Below are 25,238 nucleotides of genomic sequence, written 5' to 3' on the forward strand. Positions count from 1 at the left end.
TTCCTCGCCACCGTCAACGGTTGACGGTGGCGAGGTCCTGTTCGATGTCGGTTGCGGTGACCCGCAGCGACGGGATGAGATCGGAATGCAGATCCTCGAGGCTGTACCGCGCGGCCGGCGTGGAGATGTTCACCGCGGCGACGGTGAGCCCGGAGGCGTTGCGGATCGGTGCGGCCATCGACCGCAGGCCCGCCTCGAGTTCCTGGTCGAGAACACAGATGCCGTCCGCGCGGACCGCGAGAATCGCGGCCTTCAGCTCGTCGCGGGCCGTGATCGTGCGCTCGGTGAGCCGCTGGATGTCGAGCTTCTCGAGGTACGCGTCGAGTTCGTCGTCGGGCAGTCCCGCCAGCAGGACCCGTCCCATCGAGGTGGCGTACGCCGGGAGCCGGGTGCCGATGGTGATACCCACCGTCATGATCCGGCTGACGGGCACACGGGCGACGTACACGATGTCGGCGCCGTCGAGGATCGACACCGACGACGACTCGTGGACCTTGTGGCTCAACTTCTCGAGGTGCGGCTGCGCGACCTCCGGCAGCGACAGACTCGACAGGTAGCTGTACCCGAGTTCGAGGACCCGCGGGGTGAGCCAGAATGCGGAACCGTCCGTGGCCACGTAGCCGAGTTCGACGAGGGTGAGCAGGAACCGGCGCGCGGTGGCGCGGGTCAGGTCGGTGGCGCGGGCGACGTCGCTGAGCGTGCGCCGCTGATTCTGGTGATCGAAGCAGCGGATCACGGCCAGGCCCCGGGCCAGCGATTGCACGTAGTCGGGGGACGGGAGGATCTTCTCCGTCGGTTCGGTGGCTGTCATGTCTGCGAATCCTCCACTGTCGGCTCGGCGGCCAGGTCGGCGAGGGCCTGCTTGCCGAGGGCGAACCCGAGATTGCTGTTGGGCACTCCCGCGTAGACGGCGGTGTGGAGGAGCACTTCGCCGATGGTGTCGGCGTCGACGCCCGCGCGGAGGGCGGCCCGGATGTGCATGTCGAGTTCGTGCTCGTTGCCGACCGCGGTGAGGACGGCGATCGTGAGCAGCCGGCGCAGTTCGTGGTCCAGCCCGGGGCGCGACCAGATGTCGCCCCACGCGGTGCGGGTGATGAAGTCCTGGAACGGTGCCGTGAAGTCGGTGGTCCCCGCGACGGAGCGGTCCACGTGGGCGTCGCCGAGCACCGAGCGGCGCACGGTCATGCCCTGTGCGTGCGCGGCGCGTCGTCCGCGCGCGTATCCGCCGCCGGCGATGTGTTCGCGCAGCAGCGCCGTGACGGCGCCCGCCTGCTCGAGGTTCGCGACGTGGGCGGCGGGGGAGAGCACCTCGAACCGGGCGCCGGTGATGCCGTCCGCGAGGACCTGCATGACCGACGGCGGGGTGGACGGATCCTCCTCGCCCGCGATCACCAGTGTCGGTGCGCTGATCCGGGCGAGGTCGGCGGTGAAGTCCCAGTCGGCGAGGGCGTCGCAGCACGCGGCGTATCCCTCGGGCGACGTCGACGCGATCATGTCGCGGTAGTGCCGGACGAATTCGGGGTCCCGCTTGGCCAGGCCCTCACTGAACCAGCGTGCGACGACGGCATCGGCGAGCGATTCGGGGCCCTCGGCGCGCGACGCGGCGGCCCGTTCGATCCATCCCTGCGGTTCGCCGAACTTCGCGGCGGTGCACAGCAGCGACAGCGACAGCACCCGCCGCGGGGTGTGCGCGCCGAGCCACTGGGCGATCGCGCCGCCCATGGACAGTCCGACGAAGTGGGCGGCGTCGACTCCGAGGGAGTCGAGCAGTGCGAGAACATCCTCGGACAGTTCGCGGACGGAGTACGGCCCGTCCGGTGCGGGCGACTCGCCGTGGCCCCGCTGATCGACGGCGACGACCCGGCATTCGTCGGACAGCGCCGCGATCTGCGGGTCCCACATGGACCGGTTGGAGCCGAGCGATCCGAGCAGGACGACGACGGGGGCGTCGGCCGCGCCGCTGCGGGGTCCGGAGATTTCGTGTGCAAGTGCGACTGTCATCGCGTTCCTTCCCGGCCGCGGGCCACTGTGTCCAGTGCGCGGTCGACGATGTCGTGGGCGTGGCCGAGGTACCCGGCAGGGTCGAGCAGGGCGCGGATCTCGTCCGCAGGCAGGTATTCGAGGAGCCCCGGATCCTCGTCGAGTCGGTGCCCGCTCCGGCAGGCGGCGGTGACGAGGTCCCGCGCGTTGTCGGTGTGGGCGGACAGGGCTCCGGTGACCCGTTCCGCGAGGAGCAGGCCGCCGGTGATGTCGAGGTTGCGGGCCATCGCGTCGGGGTGGACGTTCAGTCCGCCGAGCGAGTCGGCGATCCGCGCGACGGCGCCACCGGTGAGGCGCAGCAGGTCCGTGAGCGTTTCCCACTCGGCATGCCAGGGGCCGGCGGCGCGCTGCTGCTCGTGATCCATCGAGCCGAGGATCGTCGCGACGAGTCCCGGGGTGCGGCGGGCCGCGGCGCGGGCGGCGATCGCGGCCACCGGATTGCGTTTGTGCGGCATGGCCGAAGAACCGCCGGGCGACCCTTCGCTGACCTCGGCGACCTCGGTGGACGACAGGAACACGAGGTCGGTGGCGATCTTCGACACCGCGCCCGCGGCCGTTCCGAGCGCCGACGCGAGCAGTGCGATGCGGGTGCGGTCGGTGTGCCAGGGCACGTCCTGGCGTGCGAGTCCGAGTTCGTCGGCGAGGATGTCGGCGACGTCGAGGCCGTGCGGGTAGAGCGCGGCGGACGTGCCGGCCGCGCCGCCCAATTGCACGGGAAGGCCGTCGAGTGCGTCGAACAGTGCGCGAGAAGCCCTGTGCAGTGCGGTCATCCACCCGGCGGCGAGGACGCCGAACGTGGTGGGCAAGGCCTGCTGGCCCAGGGTGCGGCCGGCGATCGGGGTGCCGCGCTGGGCCCGCGAGAGGGCCTCGGCGCACAGCACCGCCTCGTCGAGGGACGCCAGTACGTGCGCGCCCGACCGGCGGCACAGCAGCATCAGGGCCGTGTCGAGAATGTCCTGACTCGTGGCGCCCTTGTGCACGTGGCCTCCGGGCACCCCGGCCTCGGTGGCCGCGACCTCGCTGCGGAGCAGTTTCACCAGCGGGATCACCGGATTGCCACCCGCGGCCGCCGCGTCGCCGAGGGCCCCGACGTCCACGGAGCCGTCGGCGACGATTCGCGCGAACACGGAGGAGATCGCGTCGGCGGACGCGGCGGGGATGACGCCGCACTTCGCCTCCGCCCGGGCCAGTGCCCCCTCGACCTCGACCATCGCGGTGACCCACGCCCGGTCGGAGAGCAGCGCCGACAACTCGCCGGCACCGAACGTCGGATCGAACAGGGCACCCCGGGAGGTCTCCGGAGAGTTCACACGCGACACCTTTCTGGGTTTGCGGCCGATTACAGGGCGAAGAACGGGGTTTCCCGTCCGTCCGTGTCCTGCACGTGAATCGTCAGGTGGTATCCGCGATCGGTCTTCTCCGCGATCAGCTTGGGGCGGTCGGCTTCCGGGACGGCGGCGAGCACGGGGTCCGATGCGTGGGCGTCCGTATCCTCCGGGAAGTAGAGGCGCGTGTACAGGCGCTCGAGCATGCCGCGGGCGAAGAGCCCGACGTTGATGTGCGGGGCCTCGACTGCGCCGTCCTCGGCGGGGAGAGTGCCCGGCTTGACGGTGTGCACCACGATCGTGCCGCTCTCGTCGGCGAACACGCGTGCCAGGCTGCGGAATCCGGCGGGAGTCGCCTCGGCGGCACCGCGGGGATCGGCAGGACTGTCGAACCGCCCCGCGGCATCTGCCTGCCAGGTTTCGATCATCGCGTCGCCGATGGGCTGACCGGCGCCGTCGATGACGTTGAAGGACACGTCGATTCGTCCGGGAGCATCCTCGGGGACGGCGTCGCCGCTATTCTCCCACGTGGGGAACAGGCCGATGTGGACGTACGGGCCGACGGTCTGGGACGGGGTGACGCCGAACGGCACCTCGTCCTGGCTCTTGGCGAAGACCGGGTAGCGCGGGGCGTCCGGGTTCTGGGTGTCGATCATCAGTGGCCCTCCGTCTTGTTGAACGGCGTGTCCTCGAACGGGGTGGCGTCCTGGCCGCGCAGGACGATGTCGAACTTGAATCCGACGGCCCAGTTCTCGCGGGTCTGGTCGTAGTCGAACGTGCTGATCATCCGCTCGCGCGCCGCTTCGGGCACCGAGTTGTAGATCGGGTCCTGGAAGAAGAACGGATCGTCCGGGAAGTACATCTGCGTGACCAGGCGCTGGGTGAACGCCTGACCGAAGAGGGAGAAGTGGATGTGTGCGGGCCGCCACGCGTTGTGGTGGTTGCCCCACGGGTACGCGCCGGGCTTGATCGTCGTGAACTCGTAGTGGCCCTGCTTGTCGGTCAGGCAGCGCGCGACACCGTTGAAGTGGGGGTCGAGCGGCGCGGGCCAGGAGTCGTTCTTGTGGCGGTAGCGGCCGCCGGCGTTGGCCTGCCACACCTCGAGGAGGGTGTCGGGGATGGGCTTCCCGGCGCTGTCGAGGACCCGGCCGTGGACGATGATCCGCTGACCCTGGGCCTCGCCGCCGTTGGCGCGGGTCATGTCGTTCTCACCCTTGGTGACGTCGGCGTCGCCGAAGACCGGACCGGTGATCTCGCCGAGTCGCTGCGGGATCAGGATCAGGTCGTTCTTGGGGCTGCGCAGCCGAGTCGTCTTGTACTCGGGGAACAGCAGCGGGGCATTGGCTTCGTGCCCGGCTTGGTAGTGGGCTGGCAGATGCAGCATGGAAGAAGATCCTCACGTTCTCGATGTGAACAGTCGGCCGCTATTCGCACATAGTAGTCGCGTTCTGTGATGGGGCCAATAGGCGGGGCGCAATATGTTCGCAATGTGGATGGGTGTTCACTACTCGAACATTTTGCGGTAGCCTGGGTCACATGGTCAACAAAGTCTTCGCAACGGCGGCCGAGGCCGTTGCCGACGTCCCCGACGGAGCGTCCCTCGCAGTGGGTGGCTTCGGCCTCGTCGGTATCCCCTCGGTCCTCATCGACGCCCTCCTCGCACAGGGTGCGACCGACCTCGAGACGGTCAGCAACAACTGCGGCACCGACGGTTTCGGTCTGGGTCTGCTCCTCGAGCAGCACCGGATCCGGCGCACGATCAGCTCGTACGTCGGCGCCAACAAGGAATTCGCGCGGCAGTACCTCAGCGGAGAGCTGGAGGTCGAGCTCACCCCGCAGGGCACGCTGGCCGAACGCATGCGCGCCGGGGGAGCGGGCATCCCCGCCTTCTACACCCCCGCCGGTGTCGGAACGCAGGTCGCCGACGGCAGTCTGCCGATCCGCTACGACGGCAAGGGCGGCATCGCGGTCGCCAGCAAGCCCAAGGAGACCCGCGAGTTCGACGGGGAGGCCTTCGTTCTCGAACGCGCCATCCGCACCGACTTCGCGCTGGTCCACGCGTGGAAGGGCGACCGGCTCGGCAACCTCGTGTACCGGGAGACGGCCCGCAACTTCAACCCCGACGCCGCGGGCGCCGGTCGCATCACCATCGCGCAGGTCGAACACCTCGTCGAGCCCGGCGAGATCGACCCCGCCGAGGTGCACACCCCCGGCATCTTCGTCCAGCGTGTGGTCGAGGTCGGCAAGCAGGAAACGGGAATCGAGAACAGGACGGTGCGGGCATGAGCTGGACGCGTGACGAGATGGCGGCCCGGGTCGCAGCCGAACTCGAGGACGGGCAGTACGTCAACCTCGGCATCGGCATGCCGACCCTGATCCCCGGCCACATCCCGGCCGGCAAGGACGTCATCCTGCACTCGGAGAACGGCATCCTCGGCGTCGGGCCGTACCCGACCGAGGACGAGGTCGACCCCGAGCTGATCAACGCGGGCAAGGAGACCATCACCGTGGTCGCCGGCGGCGCGTTCTTCTCCTCCTCCGACTCCTTCTCGATGATCCGCGGCGGCAGCGTCGACGTGGCCGTGCTCGGCGCCATGCAGGTCAGCAGCCACGGCGACCTGTCCAACTGGATGGTCCCCGGCGCCATGGTCAAGGGCATGGGCGGCGCGATGGACCTCGTCCACGGCGCAGGCAAGGTCATCGTGATGATGGACCACGTCACCAAGAAGGGTGAGCACAAGATCCTCGAGGAGTGCACGCTGCCGTACACCGGCAAGCGCTGCGTCCAGAAGATCGTCACCGATCTCGCCGTCATCGACGTCACCCCCGACGGCCTGCGGCTCGTCGAGACCGCACCCGGCCACAGTGTCGAGGACGTCCAGGCGGCCACCGGCGCGAAACTCCTGGTCGACGCCACCGTCTAGAAGGTCCGACCTAGAAGGTCCGACCGGCCGCCGCCCGACACGAACCGCGGGTGGCGGCCGGTCGTTCCCGCCCACAGCGATGGCAGGCCCGTACCCTCTGGGCATGGGTGTGAGCGTGCGGGCCGCGACCAAATCCGACATCCCCGAACTGGCGCGGGTCCTCGCCGACGCGTTCTTCGACGACCCCGTGATGGTGTGGATGTGGCCGGATCCGAAGCGCAGGCGGCGTGGTCTGCCGAGGCTGTTCTCGGTGGAGATCCGCCATCACCACCTCGCCGGGGGCGGGGCCGAACTGGCCGAGGACGGCGACGGTGTGATCCGCGGGGCCGCCATGTGGGATCCGCCGGGCGGCTGGAAGGAGTCGACTTTGTCGTCGCTCCTCAGTCTGCCGGGGCTGGTCCGCGCGTTCGGCACCCGGCTGGGCGTCGGGGCCGCGGTGAGCGGAACCGTCGAAGACGCGCACCCGGTGGACCCCGAGCACTGGTACCTGGCGACGATCGGGACGTCGAGCACGGGGCGGGGTGGCGGCTACGGGACGGCGTTGTTGCGGTCGCGGCTCGACCGGTGTGATGCCGACGGCATCCCGGCGTACCTGGAGTCGAGCAAGAAGGACAACATTTCGTACTACCAGCGGTTCGGCTTCGACGTCACCGGTGAGATCCGGATCCCGGACGGCGGGCCGACACTGTGGGCGATGTGGCGGGAACCCGTCCGCGTGAACCCTTAGGCTAAGCTCGGCAAGCCTTACCTAAGTGGATCGGAAACCTGGTAGACGAGAGGGTCGCCGCATGAACGTGGGACAACAGAGGATCGGCGTCAGCCGACGCGGATTCCTCCTGGGTACCGGGGGAGCGCTGCTCGCGTTCGCCGCGGCCTGCAGCAGCTCGGACGGCGAAGGCGGCGGCAACGAGCCCACGGGCCCCATCGTCGCCCACAAGTACGGCGAAACCCAGGTGCCGACGGACCCGCAGCGCATCGTCAGCGTCGGCTACAACGACCAGGACACGATCCTCGCGCTCGGTGGCCCGCTGGCAGGCACGTTCGACTGGTACGGCGACTACCCCTACGGCGTGTGGCCGTGGGCGCAGGACCTCCTCGGCGACGCGAAGCCGGAGATCGTCGGCACGGCGTCCACCAACATCGACTTCGAGAAGGTCGCCGCGGTCGCACCGGACCTGGTGGTCGGCACCTACTCCGGCCTCACCCAGGCCCAGTACGACAAGCTCAGCGCCATCGCGCCGACGATCGCGCAGCCCAAGGAGTTCGCCGACTACGGCGTCCCGTGGCAGGACCAGACGCGGATTCTCGGCGACGCACTCGGCAAGAAGGACAAGGCCGCCGAACTCGTGTCCGGCGTCGAGACGCAGTTCGCCGACGTCCGGGCCGCCAACCCGGCGTTCGCGGGAAAGACCGTCCTCGTCGGTGCGCTCAAGGGACCGGGACAGTTCGGTGTGTACGGCCCGGAGGACCCGAAGGTCCGCTTCTTCACCGAACTCGGTTTCGTGAACCCCCCTGTGACGGAACAGATCACCGGCAACTTCGCGGAAATCAGCACGGAACAGCTGTCGCTGGCGAACGTCGACCTCCTCGTCTGGTACGCGGGCGGCGGCTACGGCGACAAGCTGCGCGCGGAACTCGACAAGACGCCGATCTATCAGGAACTCGACGTGGTGAAGGCCGGCCGCACGATCACGCTCGAGGACGACGCCGCCGAGGCGATGGCGTGGAGCACCGTACTGAGCCTGCCGTACGCACTGAACGAGATCCCGCCGCGGGTCGCGCCCCTGCTCGCCTGAGACGCGGATGTGTGACGGTGAGCCCGGTTCGTGATACCAACGACTCGTGACCGCCATTCCTGAACTCCACGCCGGAACTCCTTTCGACGACCTCGACGACTATCTCGCGCTCGGTCGCGTCGGCGGCCTCGCGCTGTCGGCGGACGGGCGAAGGCTCGTCGTCGCGCAGTCGACGCTCGACGAGAAGTCGACGAAGTACGTCACCGCGCTGTGGGAGATCGATCCCACCGGCGAGTTCGCGGCGCGCAGGCTCACCCGCGGCCGCACCGGGGAGTCCAACGCGACGTTCACCAGTGACGGCGACCTGCTCTTCACGTCTTCCCGGCCGACGCAGGACGAGGACGACCTTCCCGACGACCTGTGGCGCCTGCCCGCGCGGGGCGGCGAGGCCGTGATCGTCGCGCGACGCGGCGGCGGCATCACCGGTGTGCGTGCGGCCCGGTGCGCGCCGCGTTTCGTCGTCACCACGGGCGTTCTGGGGAGATCCGGCGAGTCCGCCGACGACGAGCGGGTGCGCGCCGAGCGCAAGGAGAAGAAGGTCTCGGCGATCCTGCACACGGGCTACCCGATCCGCTACTGGGACCACGATCTCGGTCCCGACGTGCCCCACCTGCTGTCCGCCCCGCTGGACGCGCTCGCGGAGAACGGGCAGGAGCCGCAGCTCACCGACCTCACACCGATGCCGGGTCCGGCGCTGCGGGAGGCGGACTACGCGCTGAGCGACGACGGCGCGTTCGTCGTGACGTCGTGGACGGTTCCCGGCCCGCTGGCGTCGATCCGGAACATCCTGGTGCGCGTCGACACCGAGACGGGGGCGCGCACCGTCCTCGTCGACGACGGCGACGCCGACCTGTCGGACCCGGTGATCTCCCCGGACGGACGGCACGTCGTGTTCACGCGGGAATCGCATGCGACACCCGACTCCGCGCCGCGATTCACGCTGCACCGGTACAGCTTCGACACCGGCACCGTCACGGACGTGGCGCCCGGATGGGACCGGTGGGCCACGTCCGTGGCCTGGTTGTCCGATGGCTCGGGTCTCCTCGTGACCGCCGACGACCGCGGGCGCGCACCGATCTTCCTCCTCCGCGACGGCGCGGACCCCACGCCGGTCACGACCGACGACTCCGCCTACACCGACCTGCAGGTCGCTCCGGACGGGTCGACGGTGTTCGCGCTGCGGGCGTCGTACGCGGCGCCGCCGCACCCGGTGCGCATCGACATCACCACCGGCGCCGTGTCGCTGCTGAAGGCGCCCGCGGACCTCCCCGAACTCCCGGGCACGCTGACGGAGGTCGAGACGGTCGCCGCGGACGGCGCGGCGGTGCGCGCGTGGCTCGCGGTGCCGACCGGCGCCTCTGCCCACGCGCCGGTGCCGCTCGCGCTGTGGGTGCACGGCGGCCCCCTGGGTTCGTGGAACACCTGGTCGTGGCGGTGGAACCCGTGGCTTCTGGTGGCGCGGGGATACGCCGTGCTGCTGCCGGATCCGGCCCTGTCCACCGGCTACGGGCAGGCGTTCGTCGAACGCGGCTGGGGGAAGTGGGGCAAGGCGCCGTACACCGACCTCATGTCGATCACCGACGCCGCGGTGGCGCTGCCCGAGATCGACGAGAAGCGCACCGCGGCGATGGGCGGATCATTCGGCGGATACATGGCCAACTGGATCGCCGGGCACACCGACCGGTTCAAGGCGATCGTCACCCACGCGAGCCTGTGGGCGCTGGACCAGTTCGGCCCCACCACCGACGCCGCCTGGTACTGGCAGCGGGAGATGACGCCCGAGATGGCGGTGGAGAACTCACCACACCTGTACGTCGCGGACATCGTGACACCGATGCTGGTCATCCACGGCGACAAGGACTTTCGCGTCCCGATCGGTGACGGGTTGCGGCTGTGGTTCGAGCTGCTGTCCGAGTCGGGGTTGCCCGCGGACGACGACGGGGTCACCGACCACCGCTTCCTCTACTTCCCCGACGAGAACCACTGGATCCTCACCCCGCAGAACGCGAAGGTCTGGTACCAGGTGGTGCTGTCGTTCCTCTCGGAGCACGTGCGGGGCGAGGACGTCGCGCTGCCCGAGATCCTGGGCAAGTAGGCGTCAGCAGGTAGGGCGGGGGCAGGGGCCGCGCCGGGCGGAGTCACGCCCGCCTCTCGCGGCCCCGGTCGAACTCCTTGCCGCCCCACACCCCGGACTGAGCGGTCGCCCTGGCGAAGAGCTCACAGCGGATCCGCAGCGCGCAGTGCCGGCACACGTCACGCGCGTACGCGAAATCCTCTGTCGGGAAAGGGAACCACCGGTCCGGCTCGGGGTCGTTGCGGCACGCGGCGTCGACCCATCCGGCGGGATCGTCGGAGACGGGCAGCAGTGTGGACAGGGTGGTGTCCAGGACGTCGGTCATCGGGAAATCTCCCCTTTCCGGGAGAACTCGGTCGGTGGAGGCGGAATACCCGGGGATCTCGCGGCTACACCGCCGCGAGATCCCGCCAGATCTGCCGTTGCGCCTTTTCGATGTGCCGCGGCGCCTTCGGCTCCCACAGGAGCGGCATCCCTGCCTCCTCCGGTGTGCGATCGGCCTTCCTCTGGTTACAGGGGGCGCAGCACGCCACGAGGTTGGCCCACGTGTTCGGGCCGCCGCGGCTCCTCGGCAGCACGTGATCGATCGTCGTCGCGACCGGTTCGGCGCAGTAGCCGCAACGATTGCGGTCGCGACGGAACACGCCCGCGAACGTCGCGCGACTGCTGTCGGTCACCAGCACGGAGTGCTGGACGTAGACGTACCGCAGCAGACGGATGGTCTGCGGCAGGCTGATCTCGACGTGCTGCGACCGGATCGAAAACGGCGGCTCCCGATCGGTGACCGTCTCGGCCGCGCCGACACTGATCAGCACTACTGCGCGTTCCGCGGGAATCTCACAGAGCGCCTCGTATGTGACGTTGAGGACCAGCACGGCCGCGCGTGACCAGGTGCGGGCGTCGAGGGTGGTCGAGGGCGGGTTACGGGATACGTACCTCACGGGTGTTCTCGGTTCTGTCGTCGGTTCGCGGCGGTGGAGGCACGCCGGGCGACGGTCGTCGATTCCGGCGTGTCAGGCGGAGCGCTGGGTCTTCGCGGCGGGCATGATCCCGCGTTCGCCTTGCCTGCCGGCGGGGAAGGATGCGGCGCCCGTGCGTGACGGCTGCAACCGGGCTGCGCTTGCTGTGGGCAGTGCGCGCATCGCTACTTCCTTCCTCGAGTCGACGTGTGAACCGATCGGAACACGTCGAGCATGACACAGCGCACCGCCCGCGTCCTGGCAATTTTCGCGCCGTCGGACCTGTGAGCCGGGGCGTGTCGAATCGGACAGGACGCGCGACACGTCCGATGGATGCGGTGAAGTAGCGGTTCTCTCGCTACGGTGTTCGATACGTACCCCGAATGAAGGAGACACCGTGGCACTTCCACAGCTCACTGACGAACAGCGGGCAGCAGCTCTCGAGAAGGCCGCCGCCGCTCGTAAGGCACGCGCAGAGCTCAAGGACAAGCTCAAGTCCGGTGACATCACCCTCAAGCAGGTCCTTTCCAAGGCCGATGTCGACGACATCATCGGAAAGACCAAGGTCAGCGCCATTCTGGAAGCCCTGCCGAAGATCGGCAAGGTGAAGGCCCAGGAGATCATGGCCAACCTGGAGATCGCCCCGACGCGCCGCCTCCGTGGCCTCGGTGACCGTCAGCGCGACGCCCTGCTGGCGCACTTCAGCTGACACGTTCCCCGGGTGCCCGCCCCATCGCCTTCCGGCGACGGGCGGGCGCCCGGACGCGTCTTTCCTGCCCTCTGCCCCGCTAGTGCAACCTGAGGGTTGCGCAAGGAACCGTCGATGTGCAACCGTGGGGTAGCACATTGTCGAGAGGTGAGGATGATCACGAGCGTTGCGGATACGTCCCAGGACAGGATCGAGCGCGAGATCCAGATCGACGCCCCCATGGAGCGGGTGTTCCGGCTGGTGAGTGAACCCGGCTGGTTCATCGGCGACGGAGATCCCGGCAAGACCACCACCACACGCGAAGGCGACGTCTTCGTCGTGGAGTTCCCCCCGTACGGACGCTTCCCGATTCTTCCCGTGAAGTCCGACGCTCCCCACTACGTCTCGTTCCGCGGCGGAGACGATCCCGCACGGCCCCTCGTGGAGGGCACGTCCACCCTGGTCGAATTCTTCCTGTCCGAGCGGGACGGTGGCACCCTGCTGCGCGTCGTCGAGTCCGGATTCGCCGCCCTGTACCCGCGCGCCGAGCGTCGCGCGTCCGCTATCGAGGGCAATGTCGAAGGCTGGGAGATTCAGCTCGTGTTCGCCAAGCAGGACGCCGAAAGCGGCCGGGGCGAATAGTGCGGTGGCTGATGTGTCGACCTCGCTGACCGCAGTCGGGGGTTGCGGTCAGCGAGGTCGGTGTGCCGCCGGTTCCGGCAGGCGCGCCCGGATAGTCGTCGGGTCAGCGCATTTCGTTACCACCGGCGCGCCATCGCCGTGTCGCCGCCGATCGGCGGGGGTTTCGATGCATACTCGACATTCTCGAGTGGTTGCCGCATCGGATGCGGCAGACGAACCGGAGGAATCCCTTGAACGACCACCACGTGCAGCTCTTCTCCGAGCTGCACAGCACCGCAGGATCCCAGGCAGGCGGAGAAGACGCCGGCGAGGCGCTGCGTCCCGTCGACCCGGAACACCGCACCGCCACCGAAGTGCACCGCGCGCTGTTCAGCGACCAGTAGCGGGGCCGCACGGTAGCCCCGTCGTGGGTTGTCCGCGCGTTCATTAGACTCGACGGGTGACCAGTGCAGCTCCAGAAAATCCCCAGAACCGTGCCGATGCCCTCCCGAAGAGCTGGGACCCCAGTTCCGTCGAGGACGATCTGTATCAGGGCTGGGTAGACGCCGGTTACTTCCGCGCGGACCCCCACAGCGAGAAGCCGGGGTACTCCATCGTTCTGCCGCCGCCCAACGTGACCGGCAGCCTGCACATGGGTCACGCTCTCGACCACACGTTGATGGACGCGCTGAGCCGACGCAAGCGGATGCAGGGCTACGAGGTGCTGTGGCTGCCGGGCATGGACCACGCGGGCATCGCGACGCAGACCGTGGTCGAGAAGCAGCTCGCCGTCGACGGCAAGACGAAGGAAGACTTCGGCCGCGAACTGTTCATCGACAAGGTGTGGGACTGGAAGCGGGAGTCCGGTGGCACCATCGGCGGCCAGATGCGCCGCATCGGTGACAGTGTCGACTGGAGCCGCGACCGGTTCACCATGGACGACGGGCTCTCCCGCGCCGTCCAGACCATCTTCAAGCGCATGTACGACGACGGTCTGATCTACCGGGCCGAGCGACTCGTCAACTGGTCGCCCGTGCTGCAGACCGCGATCTCCGACATCGAGGTGAAGTTCGAGGACGTCGAGGGTGAGCTGGTCTCCCTGCGGTACGGCTCCCTGAACGACGACGAACCGCACGTCGTGGTCGCCACCACCCGTGTCGAGACGATGCTCGGCGACACCGCCGTCGCCGTCCACCCCGATGACGAGCGCTACAAGCACCTGATCGGGACGGCGCTCGAGCACCCCTTCACCGGCCGCGACATCCCGATCATCGCGGACGAGTACGTCGACCCCGAATTCGGCACCGGCGCCGTCAAGATCACTCCGGCGCACGACCCCAACGACTTCGAGATGGGCCTGAGACACAACCTGCCGATGCCGACCATCATGGACAAGACCGGCACGATCGCCGACACGGGAACGCAATTCGACGGTCTCGACCGCTTCGAGGCGCGGGTCAAGGTGCGGGAGGCGCTCGCCGAGCAGGGCCGCGTGGTCGCCGAGAAGCGGCCCTACCTGCACAGCGTCGGGCATTCCGAGCGCACCGGCGAGTCCATCGAGCCGCGCCTGTCGCTGCAGTGGTGGGTGAAGGTCGAGTCCCTCGCGAAGGCGGCGGGTGACGCGGTCCGCAACGGTGACACCGTCATTCACCCGGCGAGTCAGGAACCGCGATGGTTCGCCTGGGTCGACGACATGCACGACTGGTGCATCTCGCGGCAGCTGTGGTGGGGTCACCGGATCCCGATCTGGTACGGCCCCGACGGCGAGGTCGCGTGCTTCGGACCGGACGAGACCGCGCCCGAGGGCTGGGTGCAGGACCCCGACGTCCTCGACACCTGGTTCTCCTCCGGGCTGTGGCCGTTCTCGACCATGGGCTGGCCCGAGAAGACGCCCGAGCTCGAGAAGTTCTATCCCACAAGTGTTCTCGTCACCGGTTACGACATCCTGTTCTTCTGGGTGGCGCGGATGATGATGTTCGGCACGTACGTGTCGGAGGACGACGCGATTGCCGGGCGGGGCGAGCGAAGCGACGGGGTGTTCAGCGAAGGCAAGTCCGGACCGCAGATGCCGTTCCAGGACGTGTTCCTGCACGGCCTCGTTCGCGACCAGTTCGGCAAGAAGATGTCGAAGTCGCGGGGCAACGGCATCGACCCTCTCGACTGGGTCGACCGCTTCGGCGCCGATGCGCTCCGCTTCACGCTGGCCCGCGGCGCCAACCCCGGCAGCGACCTGTCCGTCGGCGAGGATCACGCGCAGTCGTCCCGGAACTTCGCGACCAAGCTGTTCAACGCGACCAAATTCGCCCTCATGAACGGGGCCGCACCCGCGTCGCTGCCCGCCCGCGGCGAACTGACCGACGCGGACCGGTGGATCCTCGACCGCCTCGACCAGGTGCGCGGCGACGTCGACACCGCGTTCGACCGGTACGAGTTCAGCAAGGCGTGCGAGGCGCTGTTCCACTTCGCGTGGGACGAGGTCTGCGACTGGTACCTCGAGCTGGCCAAGGTGCAGTTCGCCGAGAACGACACGGTCGCGGCGAACACGAGGGCAGTGCTCGGCAACGTCCTCGACGCGCTGCTGCGCCTGCTCCACCCGGTCATCCCGTTCGTCACGGAGACCCTGTGGAAGGCGCTCACCGGTAGCGAGTCCGTCGTCGTGGCGCAGTGGCCGCAGGCAGCGGAGGACGCCGCGGATGTGGTTGCGGCGCAGCGTGTCGAGGACATGCAGCGCCTGGTGACCGAGGTGCGCCGGTTCCGCAGCGATCAGGGTCTCAAGCCGTCGCAGCGGGTGCCCGCCCGGATCAGCGGGATCGCCGAGGCCGATCTGAACACGCAACTCGCCGCGGTTACGTCGCTGGCCCGGCTGACGGACCCGGAGGACGGGTTCGCCGCGTCGGCCTCGGTGGAGGTGCGCCTGAGCAAGGCGACCGTCACGGTGGACCTCGACACGTCCGGCAACGTCGACCTCGGCGCCGAGAAGGCGCGGCTGGAGAAGGACCTCGCGGCCTCGCAGAAGGAACTCGCCGGAACCACCGCGAAGCTCTCCAACGAGGCGTTCCTGGCCAAGGCTCCCGACGCCGTCAAGGACAAGATCCGGACGCGTCAGCAGATCGCGACAGAAGAAATCGAACGCATCACCAAGCGATTGAAGGAGCTGGAAGGCGCGTGACCTCGCCCGACTTCACGCCGGAGGAAGTCAGCCCCGTCGACCTCGCGGAGTTGACGCTGGTCGAGGCGGAACTCGACAAGCGGTGGCCCGAGACGAAGATCGAGCCGTCGCTGAGCCGAATCGCGGCCCTGATGGACATCCTCGGGTCACCGCAGCACGGGTACCCGGCGATCCACGTCACCGGCACCAACGGCAAGACGTCGGTGACGCGGATGGTCGACGCACTGCTCACCGCGTTGAACCGGCGCACGGGCCGCACCACCAGCCCGCACCTGCAGCTCGCCACCGAGCGGATCAGCATCGACGGGCGCCCGGTGTCGCCGCGCCGCTACGTCGACACGTACCGGGAGATCGAACCGTACGTGCAGATGATCGACCAGCAGTCGCAGGCGGCGGGCGGCCCGGCGATGAGCAAGTTCGAGGTGCTCACCGCGATGGCGTACGCCGCGTTCGCGGAGGCGCCCGTCGACGTCGCCGTCGTCGAGGTGGGCCTCGGCGGGCGTTGGGACGCAACCAATGTCATCGACGGGCAGATCGCGGTGATCACCCCGATCAGCCTCGACCACGCGGAGTATCTCGGCGACGACCTCGCCGGGATCGCGCAGGAGAAGGCCGGCATCATCAAGAAGGGTCGCGAGGACGCGCTCGTGCCCCGCGACACGGTCGCCATCCTCGCCGAACAGACGCCGGAAGTGATGGACGTGCTGCTCCGCCGTGCCGTCGAGGTGGATGCCGCGGTCGCGCGGGAGGGCTCCGAATTCACGGTGCTCGCCCGGCAGATCGCCGTCGGCGGCCAGCAGCTCGAACTGCAGGGCCTCGGCGGGGTCTACACCGACATCTTCCTGCCCCTGCACGGGGAGCACCAGGCGCGTAACGCGTCCCTCGCGCTCGCGGCGGTCGAGGCGTTCTTCGGTGCAGGCCCGGAACGGCAGCTCGACCAGGACGCGATCCGGGAGGGGTTCGCCTCGGTCGTCAATCCCGGCAGGCTCGAACGCGTGCGCAGCGCACCGACCGTCTTCCTCGACGCCGCGCACAATCCGGACGGCGCCCGTGCGCTCGCCGCCGCGCTGACAGCCGAATTCGACTTCCGCAAGCTCGTCGGCGTCGTCAGCGTGATGGGGGACAAGGACGTCGACGGCATTCTGTCGGCGCTGGAACCGGTGTTCGACGAGCTCGTGGTGACCCACAACGGTTCGGCGCGGGCGATGGACGTCGAGGATCTCGCCAATCTCGCGGTCGCAAAGTTCGGCGACGAACGGGTCGTGGTGGCGCCGACCCTCGCGGACGCGCTGGAAACGGCCATCGGACTGGCCGAGGAGGTCGCCGAGCCCGGTGAGGCAGTATCGGGGGCGGGCGTCGTGGTCACCGGATCCGTGGTGACCGCCGGTGCGGCCCGCACCCTCTTCGGAAAGGACCCAGCGTGAGCGAGCAGGACCCCCGTGCTTCGGAACCGGAGTTCGGCCCGCCGACCAAGGACCCGTGGAAGGGCTTCCGCGGCGTGGTCGCGGGATCGCTGATCCTGGAAGCGATCGTGGTGCTTCTCGCCCTGCCGGTCGTCGCGACGGTCGGCGGCGGACTCACCTGGTGGTCCGGGACGTACCTGGTGGGGCTCGCGGTGCTCATGATCCTCGGGGCCGGCCTGCAGGGCCGCCCCTGGGCGATGAAGTACAACCTGTTGTTGCAGGTGGGGCTCCTGCTCGGTTTCTTCGTCCACGTGTCGATCGGTTCGGTCGGGGTGGTCTTCGCCATCCTGTGGGGCTACCTCCTCTACTTCCGCCGGAATGTGCGTCAGCGAATGGAGCGGGGCCTGCTGCCGGGGCAGCGCGGCTGACCATTTAGGCTGTGCGCCGTGACTGAGCGCACCCTTGTACTGATCAAGCCCGATGCCGTTGCCCGCGGATATGTAGGAGAAATCCTCGGTCGTATCGAGCGGAAGGGTCTGACGATCTCCGCGCTCGAGCTGCGCACCGCTCCCGGCGACATCGCCGCCGCCCACTACGCCGAGCACGAAGGCCGCCCGTTCTACCCCGGCCTGCTGGAATTCATCACGGGCGGCCCGCTCGTCGCGGCAGTCCTCGAAGGTCCCCGGGCGATCGCGGCGTTCCGGCAGCTCGCCGGCGGCACCGACCCGGTCGAGAAGGCTGTTCCGGGCACGATTCGCGGTGATTTCGGGCTCGAAGCCCAGGAGAACCTCGTCCACGGCTCCGACTCGGTCGAGTCCGCCGAGCGCGAGATCGCCCTCTGGTTCCCCCAGTTCGCCGCCAACTGACCCACCCTCTCCACCCACCCCTCGATCCACCGACCTGCCCTCCGGGCCGGCGGCGCCATCGCGAACGGAACATGTTCCAGAACGATACGTGCGCCGCTGGCACGGACCGCGGCACACGTGTGGGATACTGAGGGTGGTCGGACCGCAATTTGTGCACCACGTGGCTTCGACCGGATGACACCACGGCTCGATGCCCTTCATCGCTGCCCCTACGTCAACAGGAAATACCTGGGCGTATCGGCACGCTGGATGATCAGGCGCTCGCACCGCGGACCACGGCCATCCGCAAGGCACTACATGGGTGTGCAGTGAAAACGGACACTGCACGCGCTGTGTGGAGCGAGACCAGACAATCTCGCGCTCACATCTGGGGCGCGAGTACACATACTGCGCCCTCGCGTGGCCGCGTGACATTCCCAGACAGGGGAGTGGACGCGCCCGGGGGCTGAGGAGACTACGTGGCCGATCAAGCGCCGCCCACAAATTCAGAGCCGAACGATACGGCCACCGCCGGGAGCGCGGTTCCCGCTCTTCCGGAGAAGATTCGCGTTCACGCCCTCGCGAAGTTGCTGGGCGTGACGAGCAAGCAGGTTCTCGCCGAGGCCGCGGCCCTCGGATTGGAACTGCGCAGTGCGCAGTCGAGCCTGCAACGCGACATCGCCGAGCGGGTATACGCCGGATTCACCGCTGCGGAGACCACTCCTGCCGAGGCGCCCGCCGAGGTTGCACCGGAAGCGGCGGCCCCGGCTGCGGAGGCCGTCGTCGAGGTGACTCCGGAACCGGTTGCGGACGTCGAGGAAGCGGTCGCCGAGAAGGCTGCCGAGGCCGAGAAGGCTGCCGAGGCCGAGCAGCCGGAGGCACCGGAGGCTCCCGCCGAGGAAGCCCCGGCCCAGGAAAGCCCGGAACCCGTCGCCGAGGAGGCCGCGGTTTCCGAACCCGACCTCGGGCACGACCTGTTCACCACCGCCGCCTACCAGGCCGAGGCGCCCGCTGCCGAGGAGCCCGCCGAGACTCCCGCCGTTTCTCAGGTCCCGCTCTTCCTGCAGCCCGACCTCGCGGCGGTCGAGACGCCGCCGCGTCGCCGGCGCAGTCGCCGGGACGCCGGGACGCCCGAACCCACCACCGAGCAGCAGCCCGTCGCCGAGTCGCGCGAGGAAGTCGCCGAGCCCGCGAAAACCACGGACACCGGAACCGCCGACACCGAATCGGACGAGTCCGACGTCGACGGCGATCAGCCGCGTCGTCGTCGACGTGGCCGTCGCGGCCGCGGCCGCGGCCGGGGCGAGCAGCCGAACGAACAGGACACCGATACCGACACCGAGGGTGCCGAGGCCGAGGAGTCCGCGGGCGAGGACAAGGGCCGCGAAGACACGGGCACGGAGAAGGGCGCGGAGACACCGAGCCGGGTGCCCGAGGAGAAGCCGAAGAAGGAGTCCGAGGAGAAGCCCGCGGACGTCGAGCAGGCGGAAGCGGAGTCCGGGGACGAAGAGACCGGTGAGGGTGACTCCGACGGTTCGAGCCGTCGCCGCCGCCGTCGTCGCCGTCGCAAGTCCGGTGGCGAGGGGTCGGGAGACGCCACGTCCGAGGACGATCCGCCGAACACCGTCGTGCACGAGCGTGAGCCTCGCAACAAGAGCCGCTCGAAGGACGAGGTCCAGGGCATCACCGGTTCGACGCGGCTCGAAGCGAAGCGTCAGCGTCGCCGCGACGGCCGCGATGCCGGCCGCCGCCGTCCGCCGATCCTCACGGAATCGGAGTTCCTGGCACGCCGCGAGGCCGTCGACCGTGTCATGGTCGTGCGCGACCGCGTCGCCACCGGGCAACCGCACGCGACGACGCAGGTCGCCGTGCTCGAAGACGGTGTCCTCGTCGAACACTTCGTGACCACGTCGGCGTCGGCCTCGATGGTCGGCAACGTGTACCTCGGGCGCGTCCAGAACGTGCTGCCCAGCATGGAAGCGGCGTTCATCGACATCGGCCGCGGCCGCAACGGCGTGCTGTACGCCGGTGAGGTCAACTGGGAGGCCGCCGGGCTCGGTGGCAACTCCCGCAAGATCGAGCAGGCGCTCAAGCCCGGCGACCAGGTGCTGGTCCAGGTCAGCAAGGACCCGGTCGGGCACAAGGGTGCGCGGTTGACCACGCAGATCAGCCTCGCGGGCCGGTTCCTCGTCTACGTGCCCGGCGGCACGTCCACCGGGATCAGCCGCAAGCTGCCCGACACGGAACGCAAGCGCCTCAAGGACATCCTGCGCGACATCGTGCCCTCGGACGCCGGAGTCATCATCCGGACCGCGTCGGAGGGTGTGAGCGAGGAGGAACTGGCCCGCGACGTGACGCGCCTGCAGGAGCAGTGGGCCGGGATCGAGGCTCAGGCCGCGAAGGCGGAATCCGGCAAGTCCGGCAACCCGCAGGCCCTCTACGAGGAGCCCGATCTCCTCGTGAAGGTCATCCGCGACCTGTTCAACGAGGACTTCTCGAAGCTCGTGATCGAGGGCGAGAAGGCCTGGTCAACGGTCGAGTCGTACATCAAGTCCGTCGCGCCCGACCTCATGCCGAGGCTCGCGCAGCACACGTCGGACAACGGCGTCGACGTCTTCGAGGCGCACCGCATCGACGAGCAGCTGGCGAAGGCGCTCGACCGCAAGGTCTGGTTGCCGTCCGGTGGCACGCTCGTGATCGACCGCACCGAGGCCATGACCGTGGTCGATGTCAATACCGGCAAGTTCACCGGTGCCGGCGGAAACCTCGAGGAGACCGTCACCCGGAACAACCTCGAGGCTGCCGAGGAGATCGTCCGGCAGATGCGCCTGCGGGACATCGGCGGCATGATCGTCGTCGACTTCATCGACATGGTGCTCGAGTCGAACCGCGACCTGGTGCTGCGACGTCTGACCGAGGCCCTGGGCCGCGATCGCACGCGCCACCAGGTGTCCGAGGTGACGTCGCTCGGGCTCGTGCAGATGACCCGGAAGAAGCTGGGCACCGGCCTGGTCGAGGCGTTCTCCACGACGTGTGAGCACTGCCACGGCCGCGGCATCATCGTCCATGCCGAGCCGATCGAGGTGAAGACGTCCGAGGACACCGGTGCACGCGGGTCTTCCCGCGGCGGTGACGCCGGCGGTTCCCGCAAGAAGCGGGGGCGCGACAAGTCGTCGGGCGGGGACACTCCGCAGACTCCCGTGCACGAGGAGACCCCGACGGTGGACGCCACCGTGAAGCGGGCCCACCCGGTCGCTCTCGCGATGGCACACCACCATCACGAGGAGGAGGCCGCGCACAAGGCGGAGGCTGCGGCCGCGGACAAGGCGGAGCTGCCCGGGATCGAGGAGGCCGTGGCCGAGGCGCCCGCAGCGGTGGCTGCGGAAGCCGTCGTGGCACCCGAGGCCGAGGTAGCCGTCGTCGAAGAGGCTGTCGTCGAGGAAGCCGTGGAAGCTGCGGCCGAGGCGCCCGTTGTCGAAGCGGCACCGGCCGAAGCGGCTCCGGTCGCCGAGACCCCGGAACCCGTCGTGGAGCGCGCACTCGAACCCGCACCGGAACCCGAGCCCGCACCGGAGCCGGTGGCCCCGACGCGGCGCAGGAGTCGCCGGGTGTCGAGGGCAGCGGCAGCGCCGGTGTCCGAAACCCCGAGTGCCGGGACCGTGTTCGTGATTCCGACGCCGGAGCCCGGCGCGGAGCACGCACCGGAACCGGAGCCGGCCATGTCGGCTTCGACCGTGAGCGGACCGGCGGCGTCCTCGTCGGACGGCGCGGATCCGCAGGCAGCGCCGCGCAAGCCGCGGCGTCGACGGGCCGCGGCACGTCCGGCAGGCCCGCCGGTCGACGCCGACCACTGACGAGGGAACGCGGGAAGGCAATCGACGCCGGTTTGTACGGAACGGTTGCCTTCCTGTAACCTTGACCAGTCGCTACTCGGCGATGAAGGTCAGCTGTGCCCTCACCTGTGAAGGCTGCGCGATCTCGACCGAGCTAGCCGTCACACCAGACCAGTCGCGCACACTGTGGCGCGAGCAAGTTCGAAGAAGCAAGGGGTAGCCCTCCGATGGCAACGTACGCGATCGTCAAGACCGGCGGAAAGCAGTACAAGGTCGCTGTTGGTGACCTCGTCAAGGTCGAGAAGATCGAGGGTGAGCCCGGCACTGCTGTCTCGCTTGCTCCCGTTCTCGTCGTCGACGGATCCGATCTGACGACCGACGCCGACAAGCTGGCCAAGATCTCGGTCACGGGTGAGGTCGTCGAGCACACCAAGGGCCCGAAGATCCGGATCCACAAGTTCAAGAACAAGACCGGCTACCACAAGCGTCAGGGCCACAGGCAGAAGCTGACGGTCCTCAAGGTCACCGGCATCAAGTAACTAGAGCTTCAGAGCTGATTTCACCCGAGGAGGGTCAAGAACATGGCACATAAGAAGGGTGCATCCAGCTCCCGTAACGGTCGCGATTCAAATGCTCAGCGACTCGGCGTGAAGCGTTTCGGCGGCCAGTCCGTCAGCGCCGGCGAGATCCTGGTGCGTCAGCGCGGAACCCACTTCCACCCCGGCGTCAACGTCGGTCGTGGCGGCGACGACACGCTGTTCGCTCTCTCCGCCGGTGCCGTCGAGTTCGGCACCAAGCGTGGACGCAAGACCGTGAACATCGTTCCGGCGGCGGCAGAGGTCTAGTCCTGCCGCGAGTATGCATCGTCCCGTGAGGGACGTTTCAAGCTCCCAATAGGGGCGGACCTGGGTCGAGATACCCGGTCCGCCCCTATTGTTCGTTTCAGAGATCAACACAGTTTCAGAGATCAACACAATTGACTGAGGAAGGATCCGGCAGTCATGTCCCGATTCATTGACCGCGTCGTGCTGCACGTCAGCGCCGGAAAAGGCGGCAATGGCTGCGCCTCCGTACACCGGGAGAAGTTCAAACCGCTCGGTGGCCCGGACGGCGGCAACGGCGGGCGTGGCGGTGACGTCGTGCTCGAGGTGGACGGCAACGTCCACACCCTTCTCGACTTCCATTTCCACCCCCACGCGAAGGCCACCAACGGCAAGCAGGGGATGGGAAGCAACCGCGACGGCGCCCAGGGCGACGACCTGATCCTGAAGGTCCCCGACGGCACCGTCGTCCTCGACAAGGACGGCCGGATCGTCGCCGACCTCATCGGTGTCGGCACCCGCTTCGAGGCCGCCCAGGGCGGCCGCGGCGGACTGGGCAACGCGGCCCTCTCGTCCAAGGCACGCAAGGCGCCGGGCTTCGCACTCCTCGGTGAGGACGGTGTCGAGCGGGAACTGGTCCTCGAACTGAAGTCCGTGGCCGATGTCGGGCTGGTCGGGTTCCCGTCGGCGGGCAAGTCCTCGCTCGTGTCCGTGCTGTCGGCGGCGAAGCCGAAGATCGCCGACTACCCGTTCACGACCCTCGTGCCGAACCTCGGCGTGGTGTCGAGCGGCGACACCACGTTCACGGTGGCCGACGTGCCCGGGCTGATCCCCGGCGCGAGCGACGGCCGCGGACTCGGGCTGGACTTCCTGCGCCACCTCGAGCGGTGCGCCGTGCTGGCCCACGTCGTCGACTGCGCGACGCTCGACCCCGGCCGCGACCCGATCTCCGACATCGATGCGCTCGAGGCCGAACTCGCGGCGTACAAGGGCGCGCTGTCCGGGGACACCGGGCTCGGTGACCTCGCGGACCGCCCCCGCATCGTGATCCTGAACAAGGCGGACGTGCCGGAGGCGGCCGAACTGGCCGAGATGGTCACCCCCGATCTCGAGGCCCGCGGATGGCCGATCTTCACGATCTCGGCCGTCAGTCGAGAAGGCTTGCGCCCGTTGACGTTCGCGCTGGCGAAGCTGGTTGCGGACTACCGTGAGGCGAACCCGAAGGCCGAGCCGAAGCGTCAGGTGATCCGCCCGGTGATCGCGAACGAGAACAGCTTCAGCGTCATCGCCGATCCCGAGATCCCCGGTGGGTTCATCGTCCGCGGCACGCGGCCGGAACGCTGGGTGCGGCAGACACAGTTCGACAACGACGAGGCCGTGGGCTACCTCGCCGACCGCCTCGCGCGGCTCGGTGTGGAAACCGAACTCGTCAAGCAGGGGGCGGAGCCCGGTGCGTCCGTGACGATCGGCAACGTGAGCTTCGACTGGGAGCCCCAGACACCCGCCGGCGTCGACCTCACCCGGACCGGGCGCGGCACCGACCCACGTCTGGATCAGGTGGAGCGCATCGGCGCGACCGAGCGTAAGCACGCATCCAGGGTCCGTCGCGGTCTCGAAGGCCTCGACCCCGAAGACCAGTGAGCGCCACCCGGCGCACGGTCGCGTCGGCGGGCAGCATCGTCGTGAAGATCGGCTCGTCGGCGCTGACCAGTCTGGTCGGCGGGCTCGACGTCGGTCGGCTCGACGCGCTGGCCGACGCGATCGAGGCACGGATGCGTGCCGGTTCCGACGTGGTCGTCGTGTCGTCCGGGGCGGTGGGCGCGGGTCTGGCCCCGTTGGGGCTGACCAAGCGGCCGCGGGACCTGGCGACGAAGCAGGCCGCCGCGAGCGTCGGCCAACTGGCTCTGGCCCACGCCTGGGGTACCTCGTTCGCCCGGTACGGGCGCACGGTGGGACAGGTGCTGCTGACGGCGGACGACATCGCCCGCCGCGCACAGCACCGCAACGCGCAGCGCACCCTCGACCGCCTGCGCGCCCTGCACGCGGTCGCGATCGTCAACGAGAACGACACCGTCGCCACCGCGGAGCTGCGATTCGGCGACAACGACCGGCTCGCGGCACTCGTCGCGCACCTGGTCGGCGCGGACGCACTCGTGTTGCTGTCGGATGTCGACGGGCTGTACGACGGCGACCCCCGCAAGGGCAATGCGACGCTGATTCCCGAGGTGAACAGCCCCGAGGATCTGGACGGGGTGGTCGCCGGCTCGGGCGGCGCCCTCGGCACCGGCGGGATGGCGTCCAAGCTGTCCGCGGCGCGCCTCGCGGCCGATGCCGGTGTTCCGGTGCTGCTCGCCGCCGCCTCGGACGCCGGGGCGGCGCTGCGGGACGCCAGTGTGGGGACCGCGTTCGCGGCCCGGCCGTCCCGGTTGTCGGCGCGCAAGTTCTGGGTGCGGCACGCCGCGGACGAGCAGGGGATCCTGCACATCGACGAGGGCGCCGTCCGGGCCGTCGTCACCCGGCGCCGGTCGCTGCTGCCCGCGGGCATCACGGCGGTGTCGGGACGGTTCTACGGCGGCGACGTCGTGTCACTCCTCGGCCCCGAGGAACGTCCCGTGGCCAGGGGAGTGGTGGCCTACGACTCGGCCGAGATCAGCGACATCCTCGGCAAGTCGACCCAGGAACTGCCTGCCGAAATGCAGCGCCCCGTGGTCCACGCCGACGACCTGGTGCCGCTCTAGAG

Annotated in this window: 25 protein-coding genes; 17 read left to right on the plus strand and 8 right to left on the minus strand. The window is 69.1% G+C overall.

All coding sequences use genetic code 11. The features are described 5' to 3' along the window. Nucleotides 1-13 precede the first annotated feature (13 nt). The 5 genes from BLV94_RS40595 to pcaH are packed head-to-tail and all read right to left on the minus strand — an operon-like array spanning nt 14 to nt 4,749. Entirely contained in the window at nt 14-811 is a 798-nt protein-coding gene (locus BLV94_RS40595; RefSeq protein WP_072946553.1) for an IclR family transcriptional regulator, read from the minus strand. Then, nucleotides 808-2,001, minus strand: coding sequence for a bifunctional 3-oxoadipate enol-lactonase/4-carboxymuconolactone decarboxylase PcaDC (gene pcaDC, locus BLV94_RS40600; protein WP_072946554.1), 1,194 nt, complete (start codon nt 1,999-2,001; stop codon nt 808-810). The genes BLV94_RS40595 and pcaDC overlap by 4 nt, the downstream gene beginning before the upstream one ends. Further along, nucleotides 1,998-3,350, minus strand: coding sequence for a 3-carboxy-cis,cis-muconate cycloisomerase (gene pcaB / locus BLV94_RS40605; RefSeq protein WP_072946555.1), 1,353 nt, complete (start codon nt 3,348-3,350; stop codon nt 1,998-2,000). Before pcaB ends, pcaDC begins: the two co-directional genes overlap by 4 nt. Nucleotides 3,351-3,379: 29 nt before the next feature. Next, complete coding sequence (gene pcaG / locus BLV94_RS40610) at nt 3,380-4,021, minus strand: protocatechuate 3,4-dioxygenase subunit alpha (RefSeq protein WP_072946556.1); 642 nt, start codon at nt 4,019-4,021, stop codon at nt 3,380-3,382. After that, entirely contained in the window at nt 4,021-4,749 is a 729-nt protein-coding gene (pcaH, locus tag BLV94_RS40615) for a protocatechuate 3,4-dioxygenase subunit beta (protein WP_072946557.1), read from the minus strand. The genes pcaG and pcaH overlap by 1 nt, the downstream gene beginning before the upstream one ends. Before the next feature lie 152 nt (nt 4,750-4,901). Between pcaH and BLV94_RS40620 the strand changes: the two genes are divergently transcribed. The 5 genes from BLV94_RS40620 to BLV94_RS40640 all read left to right on the plus strand — a co-directional run bounded on the left by BLV94_RS40620 (nt 4,902) and on the right by BLV94_RS40640 (nt 10,180). Beyond that, the gene (locus BLV94_RS40620; RefSeq protein WP_072946558.1) at nt 4,902-5,651 is read left to right on the plus strand and encodes a CoA transferase subunit A; all 750 of its coding nucleotides are present in this window, start codon (nt 4,902-4,904) and stop codon (nt 5,649-5,651) included. Continuing rightward, nucleotides 5,648-6,289, plus strand: a complete 642-nt coding sequence (locus BLV94_RS40625; RefSeq protein WP_072946559.1) for a 3-oxoacid CoA-transferase subunit B — start codon at nt 5,648-5,650, stop codon at nt 6,287-6,289. The genes BLV94_RS40620 and BLV94_RS40625 overlap by 4 nt, the downstream gene beginning before the upstream one ends. A 103-nt stretch (nt 6,290-6,392) precedes the next feature. After that, nucleotides 6,393-7,016, plus strand: coding sequence for a GNAT family N-acetyltransferase (locus BLV94_RS40630; protein ID WP_072946560.1), 624 nt, complete (start codon nt 6,393-6,395; stop codon nt 7,014-7,016). 61 nt (nt 7,017-7,077) lie between these two features. Beyond that, a complete protein-coding gene (locus tag BLV94_RS40635) occupies nt 7,078-8,085 on the plus strand; it encodes an iron-siderophore ABC transporter substrate-binding protein (protein ID WP_072946561.1) in 1,008 nt (335 codons plus the stop codon). A gap of 46 nt (nt 8,086-8,131) precedes the next feature. Next, on the plus strand, nt 8,132-10,180 hold the full coding sequence (locus BLV94_RS40640; protein WP_072946562.1) for a S9 family peptidase: 2,049 nt from the start codon (nt 8,132-8,134) through the stop codon (nt 10,178-10,180). Between the two features lie 43 nt (nt 10,181-10,223). On the opposite strand, the gene BLV94_RS40645 is transcribed toward BLV94_RS40640, so the two are convergent. The 3 genes from BLV94_RS40645 to BLV94_RS51645 all read right to left on the minus strand — a co-directional run bounded on the left by BLV94_RS40645 (nt 10,224) and on the right by BLV94_RS51645 (nt 11,301). Then, a complete protein-coding gene (locus BLV94_RS40645; RefSeq protein WP_072946563.1) occupies nt 10,224-10,484 on the minus strand; it encodes a WhiB family transcriptional regulator in 261 nt (86 codons plus the stop codon). A 64-nt stretch (nt 10,485-10,548) separates the two neighbouring features. Beyond that, nucleotides 10,549-11,100: an HNH endonuclease gene (locus BLV94_RS40650; RefSeq protein WP_072946564.1), complete on the minus strand. Its 552-nt coding sequence runs from the start codon at nt 11,098-11,100 to the stop codon at nt 10,549-10,551. Nucleotides 11,101-11,172: 72 nt separating this feature from the next. Then, entirely contained in the window at nt 11,173-11,301 is a 129-nt protein-coding gene (locus tag BLV94_RS51645) for a hypothetical protein (protein WP_255315012.1), read from the minus strand. Between the two features lie 214 nt (nt 11,302-11,515). Between BLV94_RS51645 and mihF the strand changes: the two genes are divergently transcribed. The 12 genes from mihF to proB all read left to right on the plus strand — a co-directional run bounded on the left by mihF (nt 11,516) and on the right by proB (nt 25,236). After that, nucleotides 11,516-11,827: an integration host factor, actinobacterial type gene (gene mihF / locus BLV94_RS40655; RefSeq protein ID WP_005248100.1), complete on the plus strand. Its 312-nt coding sequence runs from the start codon at nt 11,516-11,518 to the stop codon at nt 11,825-11,827. Between the two features lie 153 nt (nt 11,828-11,980). Beyond that, a complete protein-coding gene (locus BLV94_RS40660; protein ID WP_072946565.1) occupies nt 11,981-12,448 on the plus strand; it encodes an SRPBCC family protein in 468 nt (155 codons plus the stop codon). 230 nt (nt 12,449-12,678) lie between these two features. Next, nucleotides 12,679-12,831 (plus strand): hypothetical protein, encoded by a 153-nt coding sequence (locus tag BLV94_RS51170; protein WP_009474026.1) that lies wholly within the window; start codon nt 12,679-12,681, stop codon nt 12,829-12,831. Between the two features lie 56 nt (nt 12,832-12,887). Then, a complete protein-coding gene (locus BLV94_RS40670) occupies nt 12,888-15,596 on the plus strand; it encodes a valine--tRNA ligase (protein WP_072946567.1) in 2,709 nt (902 codons plus the stop codon). After that, on the plus strand, nt 15,593-17,020 hold the full coding sequence (gene folC / locus BLV94_RS40675) for a bifunctional tetrahydrofolate synthase/dihydrofolate synthase (protein WP_072946568.1): 1,428 nt from the start codon (nt 15,593-15,595) through the stop codon (nt 17,018-17,020). Before BLV94_RS40670 ends, folC begins: the two co-directional genes overlap by 4 nt. Next, nucleotides 17,017-17,427, plus strand: coding sequence for a DUF4233 domain-containing protein (locus tag BLV94_RS40680; protein WP_012688270.1), 411 nt, complete (start codon nt 17,017-17,019; stop codon nt 17,425-17,427). The genes folC and BLV94_RS40680 overlap by 4 nt, the downstream gene beginning before the upstream one ends. Before the next feature lie 18 nt (nt 17,428-17,445). Beyond that, nucleotides 17,446-17,865: a nucleoside-diphosphate kinase gene (ndk, locus tag BLV94_RS40685; RefSeq protein ID WP_012688269.1), complete on the plus strand. Its 420-nt coding sequence runs from the start codon at nt 17,446-17,448 to the stop codon at nt 17,863-17,865. A 458-nt stretch (nt 17,866-18,323) separates the two neighbouring features. Continuing rightward, nucleotides 18,324-21,698, plus strand: coding sequence for a translation initiation factor IF-2 N-terminal domain-containing protein (locus BLV94_RS40690; protein ID WP_072946569.1), 3,375 nt, complete (start codon nt 18,324-18,326; stop codon nt 21,696-21,698). A gap of 206 nt (nt 21,699-21,904) precedes the next feature. Further along, nucleotides 21,905-22,216 carry a 50S ribosomal protein L21 gene (gene rplU, locus BLV94_RS40695; protein WP_005248081.1) on the plus strand — a complete coding sequence of 104 codons (312 nt, stop codon included), beginning with the start codon at nt 21,905-21,907 and terminating at the stop codon, nt 22,214-22,216. Nucleotides 22,217-22,258: 42 nt separating this feature from the next. Next, complete coding sequence (gene rpmA, locus BLV94_RS40700) at nt 22,259-22,522, plus strand: 50S ribosomal protein L27 (protein WP_012688267.1); 264 nt, start codon at nt 22,259-22,261, stop codon at nt 22,520-22,522. A 156-nt stretch (nt 22,523-22,678) separates the two neighbouring features. Beyond that, nucleotides 22,679-24,139: a GTPase ObgE gene (gene obgE, locus BLV94_RS40705; RefSeq protein ID WP_072946570.1), complete on the plus strand. Its 1,461-nt coding sequence runs from the start codon at nt 22,679-22,681 to the stop codon at nt 24,137-24,139. Further along, a complete protein-coding gene (gene proB / locus BLV94_RS40710) occupies nt 24,136-25,236 on the plus strand; it encodes a glutamate 5-kinase (RefSeq protein WP_012688265.1) in 1,101 nt (366 codons plus the stop codon). Before obgE ends, proB begins: the two co-directional genes overlap by 4 nt. Nucleotides 25,237-25,238: the final 2 nt, after the last annotated feature.

Origin of the sequence: Rhodococcus koreensis, from assembly GCF_900105905.1 — a bacterium.
In the GTDB taxonomy this organism is placed as follows: domain Bacteria; phylum Actinomycetota; class Actinomycetes; order Mycobacteriales; family Mycobacteriaceae; genus Rhodococcus_F; species Rhodococcus_F koreensis.